Source organism: Tsuneonella suprasediminis (assembly GCF_003605755.1).
In the GTDB taxonomy this organism is placed as follows: domain Bacteria; phylum Pseudomonadota; class Alphaproteobacteria; order Sphingomonadales; family Sphingomonadaceae; genus Tsuneonella; species Tsuneonella suprasediminis.
This window is the reverse complement of sequence record NZ_RAHJ01000019.1, coordinates 300,981-316,005: the sequence shown is the minus strand read 5'-3', so window position 1 is coordinate 316,005 and position 15,025 is coordinate 300,981. Positions and strand designations below refer to the sequence as shown.

Annotated in this window: 15 protein-coding genes; 9 read left to right on the top strand and 6 right to left on the bottom strand. The window is 56.9% G+C overall.

Going from position 1 to position 15,025, the window contains the following annotated elements:
* Window positions 1–19 precede the first annotated feature (19 nt).
* The 5 genes from D6858_RS11395 (at window position 20) to D6858_RS11375 (ending at window position 4,353) form a co-directional block, all read left to right on the top strand.
* The gene (locus tag D6858_RS11395) at window positions 20–364 is read left to right on the top strand and encodes an FtsB family cell division protein (protein WP_120110336.1); all 345 of its coding nucleotides are present in this window, start codon (window positions 20–22) and stop codon (window positions 362–364) included.
* A gap of 142 nt (window positions 365–506) precedes the next feature.
* On the top strand, window positions 507–1,655 hold the full coding sequence (gene pdhA / locus D6858_RS11390) for a pyruvate dehydrogenase (acetyl-transferring) E1 component subunit alpha (protein WP_120110332.1): 1,149 nt from the start codon (window positions 507–509) through the stop codon (window positions 1,653–1,655).
* 1 nt (window position 1,656) lies between these two features.
* Complete coding sequence (locus tag D6858_RS11385; protein WP_120110330.1) at window positions 1,657–3,066, top strand: pyruvate dehydrogenase complex E1 component subunit beta; 1,410 nt, start codon at window positions 1,657–1,659, stop codon at window positions 3,064–3,066.
* Window positions 3,067–3,165: 99 nt separating this feature from the next.
* Window positions 3,166–3,846, top strand: coding sequence for a hypothetical protein (locus D6858_RS11380; RefSeq protein WP_120110327.1), 681 nt, complete (start codon window positions 3,166–3,168; stop codon window positions 3,844–3,846).
* 45 nt (window positions 3,847–3,891) lie between these two features.
* Window positions 3,892–4,353, top strand: a complete 462-nt coding sequence (locus tag D6858_RS11375; RefSeq protein ID WP_120110323.1) for an EF-hand domain-containing protein — start codon at window positions 3,892–3,894, stop codon at window positions 4,351–4,353.
* A 12-nt stretch (window positions 4,354–4,365) separates the two neighbouring features.
* Here D6858_RS11375 and trmFO read toward each other — a convergent pair whose 3' ends face one another.
* Window positions 4,366–5,718 (bottom strand): methylenetetrahydrofolate--tRNA-(uracil(54)-C(5))-methyltransferase (FADH(2)-oxidizing) TrmFO, encoded by a 1,353-nt coding sequence (gene trmFO / locus D6858_RS11370; RefSeq protein ID WP_120110320.1) that lies wholly within the window; start codon window positions 5,716–5,718, stop codon window positions 4,366–4,368.
* 100 nt (window positions 5,719–5,818) lie between these two features.
* Here trmFO and D6858_RS11365 point away from each other — a divergent pair, with 100 nt between their 5' ends.
* Window positions 5,819–6,466, top strand: a complete 648-nt coding sequence (locus D6858_RS11365; protein ID WP_120110316.1) for a lysoplasmalogenase family protein — start codon at window positions 5,819–5,821, stop codon at window positions 6,464–6,466.
* 159 nt (window positions 6,467–6,625) lie between these two features.
* On the opposite strand, the gene gyrA is transcribed toward D6858_RS11365, so the two are convergent.
* On the bottom strand, window positions 6,626–9,343 hold the full coding sequence (gene gyrA / locus D6858_RS11360; RefSeq protein WP_420823833.1) for a DNA gyrase subunit A: 2,718 nt from the start codon (window positions 9,341–9,343) through the stop codon (window positions 6,626–6,628).
* A gap of 279 nt (window positions 9,344–9,622) precedes the next feature.
* Between gyrA and D6858_RS11355 the strand changes: the two genes are divergently transcribed.
* On the top strand, window positions 9,623–11,032 hold the full coding sequence (locus D6858_RS11355; protein WP_133305282.1) for a hypothetical protein: 1,410 nt from the start codon (window positions 9,623–9,625) through the stop codon (window positions 11,030–11,032).
* Between the two features lie 125 nt (window positions 11,033–11,157).
* Here D6858_RS11355 and D6858_RS11350 read toward each other — a convergent pair whose 3' ends face one another.
* On the bottom strand, window positions 11,158–11,868 hold the full coding sequence (locus tag D6858_RS11350; protein WP_120110305.1) for an NYN domain-containing protein: 711 nt from the start codon (window positions 11,866–11,868) through the stop codon (window positions 11,158–11,160).
* Between the two features lie 49 nt (window positions 11,869–11,917).
* Complete coding sequence (locus D6858_RS11345) at window positions 11,918–12,571, bottom strand: carbonic anhydrase (RefSeq protein ID WP_120110301.1); 654 nt, start codon at window positions 12,569–12,571, stop codon at window positions 11,918–11,920.
* 60 nt (window positions 12,572–12,631) lie between these two features.
* On the opposite strand from D6858_RS11345, the gene lipA reads away from it, so the two are divergent.
* Window positions 12,632–13,558 (top strand): lipoyl synthase, encoded by a 927-nt coding sequence (gene lipA / locus D6858_RS11340; protein ID WP_120110297.1) that lies wholly within the window; start codon window positions 12,632–12,634, stop codon window positions 13,556–13,558.
* Window positions 13,558–14,019 (top strand): type II toxin-antitoxin system RatA family toxin, encoded by a 462-nt coding sequence (locus D6858_RS11335; protein ID WP_120110294.1) that lies wholly within the window; start codon window positions 13,558–13,560, stop codon window positions 14,017–14,019. The genes lipA and D6858_RS11335 overlap by 1 nt, the downstream gene beginning before the upstream one ends.
* Here the strand turns inward: D6858_RS11335 and D6858_RS11330 are convergent.
* Together D6858_RS11330 and D6858_RS11325 are read right to left on the bottom strand one after the other, a co-directional pair.
* The gene (locus tag D6858_RS11330; protein ID WP_120110290.1) at window positions 13,980–14,480 is read right to left on the bottom strand and encodes a CinA family protein; all 501 of its coding nucleotides are present in this window, start codon (window positions 14,478–14,480) and stop codon (window positions 13,980–13,982) included. The two genes, D6858_RS11335 and D6858_RS11330, sit on opposite strands and share 40 nt — an antisense overlap.
* Window positions 14,477–15,013 (bottom strand): hypothetical protein, encoded by a 537-nt coding sequence (locus D6858_RS11325; RefSeq protein ID WP_120110286.1) that lies wholly within the window; start codon window positions 15,011–15,013, stop codon window positions 14,477–14,479. Before D6858_RS11325 ends, D6858_RS11330 begins: the two co-directional genes overlap by 4 nt.
* Window positions 15,014–15,025 lie beyond the last annotated feature (12 nt).

Here is a 15,025-nt window from a genome sequence, read left to right as displayed (position 1 = left end):
TTGTGATTCTGTCAGCCTTATGACGCACGAAGGCCACCGCATTACATCTCCCAAGGAGCGGGCAGTACAAGCAATCGCGCTTGGGTGCCTGCTCGTGCTGGGCGGTTTGGCAATTGTGGGCCCCAGCGGGCTTCTGGCGTGGAGTGAAAACCTGCGTCAGCTCGATCAGCGGCACGCTCAGATTGCAAAGCTGAAGCACGAACGCGACGAGCTCAAGATCGTTGTGGATGCGCTGAATCCGAATCATGCGGATCCCGATCTCGTGGGGGAGCTTATCCGCCGCGATCTCAATGCGGTTCGTCCCGATGAAGTGGTTATTAGTCTGGATAGTAAAGACGGTCACGGAACCGACACCGGAAACTGACCCCCAGCAGAGCATACGGTTCCGTAGCGTCGAAACAGCGATTTCGTATGCAGAGCGTTGCGCCACACGGCGCCTTGGGCCATAGCGGGCCGGTATCGGACAGAGGCCTGTCCGGCAGAGAAAACCATACGAGGATAGCGAATTGGCCAAGCCCGCCAGCAAGCGAAAGACCCCGGCTGCTTCCACAGTGCAGTCCGCCCCGAAGGCAGCAGTAAAATCCGTTGCATCCAATCGTTCCCGTGCCGCCAAGAATGAGGCAGAACCGGACAACGATTCTGCCTTGCGGAGCCTGCAGGAAGAACATCAGAAGCAGCCACGCTATGAAGCCAGCGACGAGGAGTTGTTGCGGTTTTATGAGCAGATGCTGTTGATTCGCCGGTTTGAAGAGCGGGCAGGGCAGCTTTACGGCCTCGGCCTGATTGGTGGCTTTTGCCATCTATATATCGGTCAGGAAGCAGTCGCGATCGGCTTGCAGAGTGCGCTCGACAATGATCGCGACAGCGTGATTACCGGTTATCGCGATCACGGGCATATGCTCGCTTATGGCATCGATCCCCGGATTATCATGGCCGAACTGACTGGGCGGGAAGCTGGCATTTCCAAGGGGAAGGGCGGCTCGATGCACATGTTCAGCACGGAGCATAACTTCTACGGCGGTCACGGTATCGTCGGCGCGCAGGTTTCGCTCGGAGGGGGGCTCGCTCTCGGACATCAATACCGGGATGACGGGGGTCTTTGCCTTGCCTATTTCGGGGACGGCGCGGCCAACCAGGGGCAAGTTTACGAAACTTTCAACATGGCCTCGCTCTGGAAGCTGCCGATCGTGTTCGCGATTGAAAACAATCAGTATGCGATGGGTACTGCGGTTAAACGTTCGAGTGCGGAGACCGAATTTTACCGTCGCGGTACTGCTTTCCGTATTCCCGGCATGGATGTGAACGGGATGGATGTTCTGGAGGTGCGCCAGGCAGCCGAGGTCGCATTCAAGCACGCCCGCGAAGGCAATGGTCCGGTCCTGCTTGAACTCAATACTTATCGCTATCGCGGGCATTCGATGTCCGACCCGGCGAAGTACCGTACACGTGAAGAAGTGCAGGATCAGCGTGAACATAACGACCCGATCGAACGCGCGAAAAAGGAGTTGGTCGAACGCGGGAAAACAGAGGACGAATTGAAGGAAATCGACAAGCGCATCCGTGCGACGGTTTCCGAAGCGGCAGACTTTGCCGAAAACTCGCCCGAGCCCGAAGCGGCCGAACTCTATACCGACGTGCTGGTGGGAAAATACTGAGATGGCAATTGAGCTGAAGATGCCGGCCCTTTCGCCGACGATGGAAGAGGGCACGCTGGCCAAATGGCTGGTAAAGGAAGGCGATAGCGTTTCTGCTGGCGATATCCTTGCCGAAATCGAAACCGATAAGGCGACGATGGAGTTCGAAGCGGTCGACGAAGGCACGATCGGTCAGATCGTTGTCCCGGAAGGGACCGAGAACGTGAAGGTGGGTGAAGTTATCGCCACTATGGCGGGTGAGGGTGACGATGCTGCGTCCAAGCCTGCGGCGAGCCAGAATGCCAATTCGGATAATGTCGCGGGAGAAGGCAAAGACGTCGGCCGTGGCAGCGAACCTGCTACCGGTGGCGCGAAGGCAATTGTCGCTTCGAATGAAGCAAATGCACCTACCCCCGCCCATGATCCAGAGGTGCCCGAAGGCACCGCGATGGTAACGGTGACCGTTCGTGAAGCATTGCGCGATGCGATGGCGGAAGAAATGCGCGCAGACGACCGCGTATTCGTGATGGGTGAAGAAGTCGCCCAATATCAGGGCGCTTACAAAGTCACTCAAGGCTTGCTTGATGAATTCGGCCCGAAACGTGTCATTGACACCCCGATCACCGAATATGGTTTTGCCGGAATCGGCACCGGTGCGGCAATGGGCGGTCTGCGACCAATCGTCGAATTTATGACGTTCAACTTCGCGATGCAGGCGATTGACCACATTATCAACTCTGCTGCCAAGACAAACTATATGTCTGGCGGCCAGATGCGTTGCCCGATCGTCTTCCGTGGGCCCAATGGCGCTGCTAGCCGGGTCGGGGCGCAACATAGCCAGAATTATGGACCGTGGTACGCCAGCGTCCCGGGATTGATTGTGATCGCACCGTATGATGCGGCCGATGCAAAGGGCCTGCTCAAGGCTGCAATCCGGTCTGAGGATCCGGTAGTGTTCCTCGAAAATGAGCTGGTTTACGGGCGCAGTTTTGAACTGCCGGATATGGATGATTTCGTCCTGCCGATCGGCAAGGCACGGATCGTACGCGAAGGCGGCGATGTCACGATTGTCAGCTATTCGATAGGCGTCGGTTTCGCGCTTGAAGCAGCGGAGAGGCTGGGAGAAGAAGGTATCGATGCGGAAGTCATCGATCTGCGGACCCTTCGGCCGCTCGACAAGGAAACCGTTCTGGCAAGTTTAGCGAAGACAAATCGCCTGATCGTTGCCGAGGAAGGCTGGCCAACCTGTTCGATCTCATCCGAGATCGTTTCCATCTGTATGGAGGAAGGGTTCGATTATCTCGACGCCCCCGTGTTGCGGGTGACCGACGAAGATGTGCCGCTGCCTTATGCGGCCAACCTTGAAGCGATGGCGCTGATCGATGCGGACAAGATTGTCACTGCGGCTAAGAAAGTATGCTACCGCGATTGAACTGAGATGAGCGCTGCTGCCGATGTGCTTTATCGGCGGCAGCAGCGTTTATCAGTCCAATAGTGGGATCGATATCTTCCGCGTGTTGTGGGATGCATCATGGCAAATGACAATACATCGGTGCTTGACCCGCTCGCCGCAACTACCTTTCCGGAAGAACGCACTCTGGCGCTGGCCCATATGGCGCCAGCTTTGCGTCGCGCGCTGAAGCTCTACTTCGCGCTTGATGCTCGGTTGGCCCGACAGGTCGCTCAGGCACGCGAACCGATGCTCGGACAAATCCGGCTGGCATGGTGGCGCGATCAATTGAAGCTTCCCGCAGTCGAACGCGCACAGGGCGACCAAATACTCGATGCAGTTGAGGTTATGTGGGGCTCTGATACGAACGCGTTGCTCGCATTGGTCGATGGGTGGGAAGAACTATTGGGTGAAGCGCCGCTGTCAGCGGCTGCAATCAGTCAGTTTGCCGCAGGCCGGGCGCAGCCGTTGGCCGCTTTTATCCCACAGACAGGAAAAGAGGCGCTGGTTGACCACGTGACGCGGGCCGGAAAACGCTGGGCTTTGGTCGATTTCGCCTGGAAAACCAGCGAGCCTGTCGAACATGAGGCGGCCCTTGATCTGGCGCGGCAGATTGAAGGCACTGTAATCCTCCCGCGCTCACTCCGGGGTATTCAGGTGCTTGATCGGCTTGCTTGCCATTCGCTCAAAACCGAAACCCCTCTGCTCGTCGGACGTAGCGCTGCATTTGTCGCGCTGCGGGTTGGTTTGATCGGCAGGTAGGTTATCGGCCGAGGCGATCGCGCCCTTGAAATGGAATGATTGAAAATGAAACGGGTCGCGCTCGGCGCTTTTGCGGCATTGGCCTTATCCGCAGTTGGTCTGTTCTGGTGGCAAGGAAAGGCAGAAGTGCAACGCAATGCCCCGCCGCCATCGACCGAGCCCCCTTTGCCAGCTTCTAGTGATTTGCCGACGGATGCTCCCGCGAATATGCGCGGACCTGCACCGCCGGAAGCTACCGAACTGACTCGCGAGCAGCAGCGCTTTTTCCGTTATGATCGCAATCGCGATTTGCGGATCACACGTAACGAAATGCTTTCGACACGCTCGGATGCGTTCCGTAAACTGGATAAAGACGGCAACAACCTCCTTTCATTCGAGGAATGGGCTCATGCCACCGCCGATCGGTTTGATAAGGCCGACCGCAATGGTGATGGAATTCTGGATCAGGCCGAATTTGCGACTACCGCTCCTAAGCGCCACAATAAAAAGTCGCAATGCAAGTGTTAGGCCAGCGAAGAGTCAGGTGGCGGCGCTTTTCATAGAGGCGAGCCATTCACCGAAGTCCGCCTTCGCACGATCGGTATAAGCTTCTTTGCGGGCCTTCTTTTTGACGTCGTGAAGTGGAGGGAACAGTCCAAAATTGACGTTCATCGGCTGATAGCTTTCCGCTTCCGCATCGCCGGTAATGTGCGCCAGCAAAGCACCCATCGCGGTGGTGCGCGGTGGTGGTGACCACGGTTTACCCGTCAGTTCGCTTGCCAGCATGAGACCGGCGAGCAATCCGACCGCAGAGCTTTCGACATAACCCTCGCAACCGGTGATCTGACCGCCAAAGCGGATATGTTCCGCACCGCGAAGACGCAGTTCGCGATCGAGGACCACAGGCGAGTTGATGAAAGTATTGCGGTGCAGCCCCCCAAGTCGTGCGAATTCTGCATTTTCCAAACCTGGTATCGTGCGGAACAGTTCAACCTGTGCCCGGTGTTTCAGCTTCGTCTGGAAGCCCACCATGTTCCACAATGTGCCGAGCTTGTTATCCTGCCGCAACTGGACCACAGCATAAGGCCACCGGCCTTGCGGAAAATCTGGCGTGGTGTCGTGCGGATTGTCCAGGCCGACCGGCTTCATTGGGCCAAAGCGGAGTGTTTCCGGTCCGCGCGCTGCCATCACTTCAATCGGCATACAGCCTTCGAAATATGGGGTATCCGCTTCCCACTCACGAAACTCGGTTTTCTCGCCGTCGATCAGGCCTTGCACAAATGTGGCGTATTGCTCCCGATTCATCGGGCAGTTGATGTAGTCCTTACCATCTCCTTTGTTCCAGCGGCTCTGGAACCAAGCCACTTCCATATCGATGGAATCCCGATGGACGATAGGAGCAATGGCATCGAAGAACGCCAGGCTATCCGCACCTGTTGCCTTCGCGATGTTTTGCGCCAAGGCACTGGCAGTTAAAGGACCGGTGGCGATCAGGGTGGGGCCGGAAGCGGGCAGGGCGTCGATTCGTTCGCGCACGACAGTTACGTTCGGGTGCTCCTCCAATGCGCGCTGCACGCCGGCGGAAAAAACATCGCGATCCACGGCCATCGCCGAACCAGCCGGAACACGCGCTGCCTCGCCTGCTTGCATAATGATCGAATCGAGCCGCCGCATTTCATGATGCAGCAAGCCGACAGCATTTTTCGTGTCGTCATCCGAACGGAAAGAGTTCGAACAAACCAGTTCGGCCAGGCCATCGGTCTGGTGAGCAGGGGTCATTTCTCCGCTGCCGCGCATTTCCGAGAGGCGCACTTTGAAACCGCGACGGGCAAGCTGCCATGCCGCTTCGCTTCCCGCTAAACCGCCGCCGATAATATGTACGTGATGTGTCATGTCACCGCGCGCCTAGTCTCGCTATCCCCATGCGGCAAGGGGTGTGCGATTGCATAGCACCCAGCATTGGGGCAAGCGGGGCGGGGAGAATGACCTGACCATGCCAAGACGCACTCTAATCGAAGATCGCCCATGGTTGTTGGCTAGCCTTGCCGCTTCGATTGCATTTTATTTCTTGCCTGAACCGTGGATCGGCAGCGTTTATGCCATGATGCTGAAGGGCCTCTCGGTCGGTTTTCTGGTGCCATATGCACTTGTTCGGCATCATTCGTTGGATGCAAGACTGTTGGCGATCATTATGGCCTTCGGTGCGGCGGGCGATGTGGGGATGGAGCTCGACACGATTGTCGGTGGAGCGATCTTCTTCATCGGCCATCTGATCGCGATCGGACTCTATTGGCGTAACCGTAGAACGAACGTCACCGGGGCACAGCGCGCGGCGGCGTTGACGATGTTGGTTATGGTGCCGATCATTTCATGGCTTCTGTCAGGCGATGCAGGTGTTGGCATATACGCCATTGGATTGGGTGCTATGGCGGCAAGTGCATGGCTTAGCCGGTTCGGTCGATATCATGTCGGGGCTGGGGCCATACTGTTCATTGTTTCCGACTGGCTGATTTTCGCACGCATGGGCGGGGCGTTGCCCGAGAGCGTGACCTCGTGGTTGATCTGGCCGCTGTATTACGCGGGACAGTTCATGATCTGCACCGGCATTATCCAAGGCCTGCGACGCGATCATCGCGCCTGACTATTAGGGGTAATAAGGACGGCATCGCGGCAGCCAATGCCCCCGGTGCGTTACAGGAACCACATTCCTGCAAATTCCGCATCACCATAATCGGTGATGCGGAATTTGCGAATGCTTAAGCCCAAAGCCCGAGCTGGATTCAGCTTTCCGCCTGGCAGATTATGCGTCGGGCTCGTCGCCGTCTATATCGCTATCGCTTTGCGGAGTGGTGTGAGGCGCAGTCTGTTCCGTTCCACGGCCGACCATTTCCTCGACAATGGCTTCCTCAGCATCGCTTTCCGGCGCTTCGTCTTCGTCGATCCGTACCGCGCTGACGATAGTTTCACCCTTAGCCACGTCGAACAGCTTGACCCCTGCCGAACCGCGACCAATTACACGCAAACTATCCAGACCGATGCGGATCAACTTTGCCTGATCGGTCACCAGCATCAACTGATCGGCCTGTGTAGCAGTGAAGCTGGCGACAACCGGGCCGTTCCGCTTGATGTTGTCGATATTGGTGATGCCTTGCCCACCACGACCGATGCGCCGGTATTCGTAGGCGGACGAGAGCTTGCCAAACCCGTTGGCGCAGACGGTAAGGATGAACTGTTCACGCTCTGCCAGTTCGGCAAATCGTTCGGGTGTCAGATCGGGTTCGCCTTCTTTCTCTGCCTTCCAGGGAGCGAAGCGCAGATATTGCTCCCGCTCCTCGGAATCGGTTCCCACTTTGTGCAGGATGGACAGCGAAACGACCTCATCCCCATCCTTCAGGTTCATCCCGCGCACACCGGTAGAGGTGCGACTGGTGAACTCGCGAACGTCTTCGCCCGCGAAACGGATCGCCTTGCCATTGCGACTGGCGAGCAAGACATCGTCGGTCGCATCGAGCAGGGCGACACCAATCAGCTTGTCGTCGGACCCATCTTCGAAACGCATCGCCAGTTTGCCGTTTGACGGGATATTCGCGAATGCATCCATTGAGTTGCGGCGCACACTTCCCCTGGCGGTAGCAAAGACGACCGAAAGTGCGCCCCAGCTATCTTCGTCTTCCGGCAAAGGCAGGACTGCGGCGATCGTTTCGCCGTCGTCGAGTGCAGGCAGCAGGTTGACGATGGGGCGTCCACGCGTGGTCGGACCGCCTTCGGGCAGCTTCCACACTTTGAGACGATAGGCTTTGCCTGCAGTTGAGAAGAACAACACCGGATTATGGGTGCTGGTGACGAACATGTTCGACACGGCATCCTCATCCTTCGTTGCCATCCCGGCACGGCCCTTGCCGCCGCGATGCTGTGCCCGGAAACTCGAGAGAGGCGTGCGCTTGATGTAACCGTCGAGGGTGACAGTGACCACCATATCGTCCCGTTCGATCAGGTCTTCATCGTCGAGACCATCCCACGCCGGAGCGATTTCACTGACGCGCGGAGTGGCATAGAGGTCGCGAATCTCCTCAAGTTCACCACGCATGACACCGTAGAGTTTCACTCGGTCAGCAAGGATCGAGAGATATTCCTCGATCGCAATGGCGAGTTCTTTCAACTCGCCCCCGATTTCATCGCGGCCTAGTGCCGTCAGGCGGTGTAGGCGCAATTCGAGGATCGCACGCACCTGACGCTCGGACAGGCGATAGGTGCCCCCGCTTTCATCGGCAGACGGTTCGATCGCCTCAACGAGCGCGATATACTGAGCGATATCGCCAATTGGCCATTCCTTCGAAAGCAGACGGCCGCGTGCTTCCGCAGGGTTAGACGATCCACGGATCATCGCCACCACTTCATCGAGGTTTGAGACTGCAACAACCAAGCCGAGCAAGACGTGCGCTCGCTCACGCGCCTTGTTCAGTTCGAACTTGGTGCGCCGCGTGATGACCTGTTCGCGGAAATGGATGAACGCCTGAATGATATCGCGCAGGCTGAGCGTTTCAGGGCGCCCACCACGGATCGCCAGCATATTCGCCGGGAAGCTGGCTTGCGCAGGGGTATGCCGCCAGATCTGATTAAGCACGACCTCTGCAGTGGCGTCCCGCTTGAGATCGATGACCACCCGCACACCCTCGCGGTTAGACTCGTCGCGAATGTCCGAGATACCTTCGATCCGCTTGTCTTTGGCAGCTTCGGCGATTTTCTCGACCAGACCGGCTTTGCCGACCTGATAGGGGATGGAGGTAAATACGATCGATTCGCGATCCCCGCGCGCTGTTTCAATGGTATGCCGCGCGCGCATAAGAATAGAGCCGCGGCCAGTGGTGTACGCCGCTTTCGCACCAGACTGACCGAGGATCAGCGGAGCAGTCGGGAAATCCGGCCCCGGAATGATTTCGAACAGTTCTTCGCTCGTGATATGGGGATTTTCGATGTAAGCGAGGCACCCGTCGATCACTTCCCCCAGATTATGCGGAGGGATATTGGTCGCCATGCCGACCGCGATGCCCCCCGCACCGTTCACCAACAGGTTGGGGAAGCGTGCAGGAAGAACTGTGGGTTCCTGCCGCGAACCATCATAGTTATCCGCGAAATCGACCGTATCCTTGTCGAGATCGTCGAGCAAGGAATTGGCGACCCGTGCGAGGCGCGCTTCGGTATAGCGCATCGAAGCCGGCGGATCGGGGTCCATCGAACCGAAGTTACCCTGACCATCTATCAGCGGCACCCGCATCGACCACGGCTGCGTCATGCGCGCCAGTGCGTCGTAAATCGCGCTGTCGCCGTGCGGGTGGTAGTTACCCATCACGTCACCGACGATTTTCGCGCTCTTGCGATAAGGGCGCCCGGCGACAAAGCCGCCTTCCTGACTGGCGAACAGAATGCGGCGATGAACCGGCTTGAGACCATCACGCACATCGGGAAGCGCGCGGGATACGATCACGCTCATCGCGTAATCGAGATAGCTCGTTTTCATTTCGTCGACGATGTCGACGCGGGCGTAATCATCCGATGGGGTCGGCGGGGTCAGGTTCTGGGTATCGTCGTTCAAGGTTTTTGTTCTGACAGTTTCGCGCCATTCGCGCAGGGTAGGAAAAGCCTAGGGGAAGGGCGCGCGAGAGACCAGTTTGATCGAACGGAGGATCCCCGGAAACGCGCCGTTTTCCACATATGATTGGTCCTGGCCGGGCGACTTTTCTGACTCAAGGGCATCAACTGCGTTCAAAGCGCATTCACGCGAGGATCGATATCGGGTTTGCAATGTTCCATTCGACACGGCAGTAGCACTGCGAGACCGAAGCCCGTGCCATTTTGGCCGGGTCAACCACTCACTCTAATTACCTCCTGGGAGATCACATCGATGCCCTTGCATTCCATCCGCCGCCCCGCCTCACGCCTTGCTATGGCTATCGCCCTTACCACCGGCGCAGCCTTCGGTTTGACGGCAACTGCCACGCCGGCTTTTGCGGCCAAGAAGAAAGAAAAAGAAAGCGCGCCGAAGGCCAATTATTCGAAGGAATTTGTTGGCGCCTATCAACCCTTCGCTCAAAAGCTGCAGGACGATAGCACGGACATTGCCACGCTTCAGGCCGAACTGCCTCAGGTGGTTGCCATGGCCAAAACGCCGGATGACAACTTCGTTGCCGGCCAGATCACCTATTCGGTCGGAACGAAGGCAAAAGATCTCGCCACTCAGCGCAAGGGCCTCGATATGATGCTCGACAGCGGCAAAACGCCCGCTGAATCGCTGGCGACCAACCTGTTTGCTGCATCGCAACTCGCGTATCAGGCGAAAGACTGGAATGCGGCGATTTCTCGTGCGCAGCAGTCGATCGATGCCGGCAATAACAAAGGCGATCCTGAACTTCTGATCGCAGAATCGTGGTTCGCGCAGAAGCAACCGCAGAAGGGTATCGACGCTCTCCAACTGGCGATTTCCAAGAAGCAGCAGGCTGGCGAAGCAGTGCCTGAGGCATGGATCAAGCGCGCCGTGGCGATGTCTTATGAAGGCGACCTGAAAGAGTCTGCTCTCAAATATGCCGGGCTTTACGCGGAGCTTTTTCCTTCGGTGAACAGCTGGGGAGACGCGATCGCTATCGAACGCAATTTCTACGATTTTGAAGGTCAGTCGCTTCTTGATCTGATGCGTCTCTCCATGCGGACGAATTCGTTGCGTAACTCTCGGGATTACGTTGAATATTTCACTGCCGCAGACGCCCGTCGCCTGCCAGGTGAAACGCTGAAAGTTATTGATGCAGGTATCGCCGCAGGCCAACTCTCGGCAAGCGATGTTACCGTTTCGGAAGCGAAGTCGATCGCTACTTCCCGCCTCTCAGCGGACAAATCGAGCTTGCCGTCTCTCGCGAGCGATGCCGATAAAGCTGGTGCTTCTCTCGCCACCATCAATGCCGCTGGCGATGCGTTCCTTAGCTATGGCGAGGCTGCCAAGGCGGAAGGTTATTACAAGCGCGCTTTAGACAAGCCCGGTGTCGACACCCCGCGTGTATTGACACGCCTTGGTATCGCTCTCGCCGACCAAGGCAAGTATGCAGAGGCACAGCAGACTTTTGCGAAGGTGCAGGGCGAGCGTCAGCCGATTGCATATCTGTGGTCGATCTACGCCAAACAAAAGGCTGGCGGCGCGACTGCGGGCAATAATCAGTAATCCCACCTGAAACATTGCCAAAATCAGAGACGCGGCGCGACCATTCAGGGTTGGCGCCGCGTTCTCTTTTTACGAGGGCCCGTCGTCAGGATAATCGGCTAGCGTATGAATAAACGCGCTGACATTCAACGTAGACGTTTGACCCACAACTGCCCATCATCACGCCGCTCAACCTTGTAATTGTCGAGCGAGCGGAACAGGTCGGAAAGGTTCTTGAACCCGTAGTTTCGAACGTCGAAGCTTGAACGGTTGCCGGCGATCTGACCGACTTGCTGGAGGCGAGCGAAGCCTTCGTCGTCCCGCTTCGCCTCTTTGTAGGCAGCGCCGATCAGATCGAGCAAGTCAGCGTCAGCTGCCGCTGCCGGGTTAGCTGTCTTTTCATCTTCCTTCGCGTTACGGATCAACTGATCGATATCGATGAATCGTGTGCAAACCGACTTGAATGCATCCGGCGTTTTTGCACCGCCAAAGCCGTACACAACGATACCATCCTGACGTAATCGTGTGACCAGCGGCGTAAAATCGCTATCTGAACTCATGATGCCGAAGCCATCGACCTTGCCCTGATAAAGTAAGTCGATCGCGTCGATCGTCATTGCCATATCGGTGGCGTTCTTGCCTTTCGATACATCGAATTGCTGTTGTGGCCGAATGCCATATTTATTGGTGATTCGATCCCATTTGGACAAACCCTGCTTGGCGAAATTGCCGTAGGCGCGTCTGATATTGACCTGGCCCAGTTCGGCCATCACCGTCAACACTGGATCGATGCCCGCGGGCGTGGTGTTGTCGGCGTCGATCAGCAGGGCGATATTCTTGAGGTTTTCTGAAGTCATAGCCGGTTAAATGGGCCGGATGAAGCAGGTCCGCAACCTTGGATCGCCGTTATTCGACCGGCGAGAACTCTCCACTTTCCTCATCCAGCACGTGCAACAGCCCATCGGAAATCGCAAAGAATGCTCCACGCAAAGTGAGCTTACCCCGGCTTTCCAGTTCAGAAACACAAGGAAAAGTTCGCAGGTTGGCTAGGCTAACCTTCACCCCGGCCAATTCCATCGCTTTTTCTGCTTCGCGCCCTTGGGTGCCGTGCTTGTGCACCACTTCTTCGCGTGCGCCATCGAGAAGTTCGATCCAGTCGGCGATAAAGCCACCTTTGCCGGGTTCGGTCCCAGCCAGTTCCTGTGTCAATGCCGCCTTGCACCCGCCGCACATTCCATGACCCATTACCACAATTTCGCGAACTCTCAGAACCTGCACGGCAAATTCCAAAGCCGCAGAAACACCGTGATGTCCGGGACTGGTTTCGAACGGAGGAACCATCGCGGCGACATTGCGAACGACGAAAATCTGCCCCGGATCGACATCGAAAATTTGCGCCGGATCGACTCTGCTGTCGGAGCAGGCGATAACCATTACGCGCGGCTCCTGCCCTTCGCGTAATGCGGCCCATCGTTCGCGCCGTGGGTTCCACCCATTGGCACGAAAGCGACGGTAACCCTCTATGAGGCTTGCGAGTTCTAGGGACGGCTTTGTATTCATCGCGTGTTGGATTGCCGCATGGCATTGCCTCTGGCAAGCCCCGATACTAAGTGCACGGTCATGAACGACCTTTCATCCGCACCTCGCCCGGAACGTCAGCGCAAGCCAGACTGGATTCGCGTTAAGGCCCCCACCAGCAAGGGGTACAACGAAACGCGTAAACTGATGCGCGATCTCAGCTTGCATACGGTTTGCGAGGAAGCGGCGTGTCCGAATATTGGCGAATGCTGGACCAAGAAGCATGCGACAGTCATGATTCTGGGCGACACTTGCACCCGGGCATGTCGGTTTTGCAACATCAAGACCGGCATGCCGATGCCAGTCGATCCGTTTGAGCCGGAAAACACCGCAATCGCCGCGGCGGAGATGGGATTGGCGCATATCGTTATCACCAGCGTCGACCGCGACGATCTGCCCGATCGCGGGGCAGGCCAGTTCGTGAAAGTCATCAAGGCTTTGCGGCGCGAGACACCGGACACAACGATTGAAATTCTGACTCCCGATTTTCGCGGAAGGATGAAGCAGTCGATTGAGGAAATCTGCGAAGCCGGGCCCGATGTGTTCAACCACAATCTGGAAACGATTCCGCGACTTTATCCCACCATTCGCCCCGGTGCGCGGTACTATGCTTCGTTGCGTTTGCTCGAAGAAGTGAAGGCGCATAATCCGCTGATTTTTACGAAGTCCGGTATCATGCTTGGATTGGGTGAGACGCGCCTGGAAGTTCATCAGGTGATGGATGACATGCGCAGCGCGGACATCGATTTTATAACGATGGGACAATATCTTCAGCCCACGCCCAAACACGCAAAGGTGGAGGAGTTCGTCGAACCCAAGGCCTTCGCAGCCTATGGATCGAACGCACGCGCGAAGGGGTTTTTGCAGGTAGCAGCCACTCCGCTGACCCGCTCAAGCTATCATGCAGGTGATGATTTCGCAGAAATGAAAGCAGCCCGCGAAGCAAAACTGGCCAAGCGGCAGGCCTGATGCCGGGCATTCGCGAAGTACGGCGCCTGCCTTACAGTGCCGCCCAGATGTTTGATCTGGTCGCTGACGTTGGTGATTACAGCGAATTTCTGCCTTGGGTGGTTGCCACGCGTATCCGGTCAAACAGTGAAACTGAAATGGTTGCCGACATGCTCGTTGGGTTCAAGGCATTGCGGGAAAAGTTCACTTCGCGCGTGAGCAAAGATCGCCCACATCGGATAGAGGTCCAGTATATCGACGGTCCGATGAAGGATCTGGATAACGTCTGGACTTTCACGGATTTACCGGGGGGCGGGTGCGAAGTCGATTTTGCAGTCGATTTCACATTTCGCAACAGGATGTTCGAGGCACTGGCTGGCCAGTATTTCGATCGCGCCTTTCGCAAAATGGTCGCTGCATTCGAAGCTCGCGCCGATGCCCTTTATGGCAACAACAGTTCGAGCGCGCAGAGCGTTGCCTGACGGCGGACCTCACCGCGCGATTGTCCGTCGAACAGCTTCATTTCACCCTCTGGCTCACCGTCTTTGCCGCGAAGTGCGCGGGCAAAGACAACTGTGCCGACAGGTTTCAACTCGGTTCCGCCGTCTGGCCCGGCAACTCCGCTGATTGCCACCGCCACATCGGCTCCGCTTTTTGCCAAAGCTCCCTGAGCCATCGCCCAGACACATGCGATGGATACGGCGCCAAACGTTTCGATCAGTTCGCTCGATACACCAAGCGTTTCTTGTTTTGCTTGATTTGAATAAGTCACAAAGCCGCGATCGAGGACAGCGGAAGATCCGGGTATCTCAGTAAGGGCTGCGGCGACCAGGCCGCCGGTGCAACTTTCCGCAGTGACCACTTTGCGCCCGAGACGAGCATTTTCGTCCACCACCTTCTGGGCGAGTTCGACAATCTCGTCAGGCAAAACAGATCCGGTCATTCCTGCGGCTCCTTACAAACCGATGGATTTTCAACTTTCACCACCGATGCAATGAACGCCACAAGGCTGGCTACGTCGTGCGGTTCGATGGGTGAAAAAACCTGCAGGGCTTCTTCATAGTTCGCGCAGTCGTCAACTTTGATCGCATTGCGAATTTTGGTTCCGAACATGGCAGTGGCAAGTGGCCTTACCGCCTCGTCCGGAAGGGCCGAGAAGTCGAATGGATCATCGGCTTCGGCAGGTCTTCCGTTCCGTGCAAACTTGAACAATGCGCGTCGTGCGTTGGGCCATTCTTTATCTGACATAGCTGCATAACGCTCTCGCATCCCGGCTGCGCCGCTCGCCAGAAAGCCGTCTGGCGAGAGGTGGGTACTGCATGCCTGATCCACGCTGTCGATCGCAACAGGCATCATATACATCACCAAACTGCCAACTTCTTGCTTGGTGATGCATTCCTGCGCCAGCGAGACTTGCGGTTGCGCCAAAGCAATCAAAGCGACCGCACCACCGATCAGCCGGGTTCGGACATTCATAAAAATTCCCTT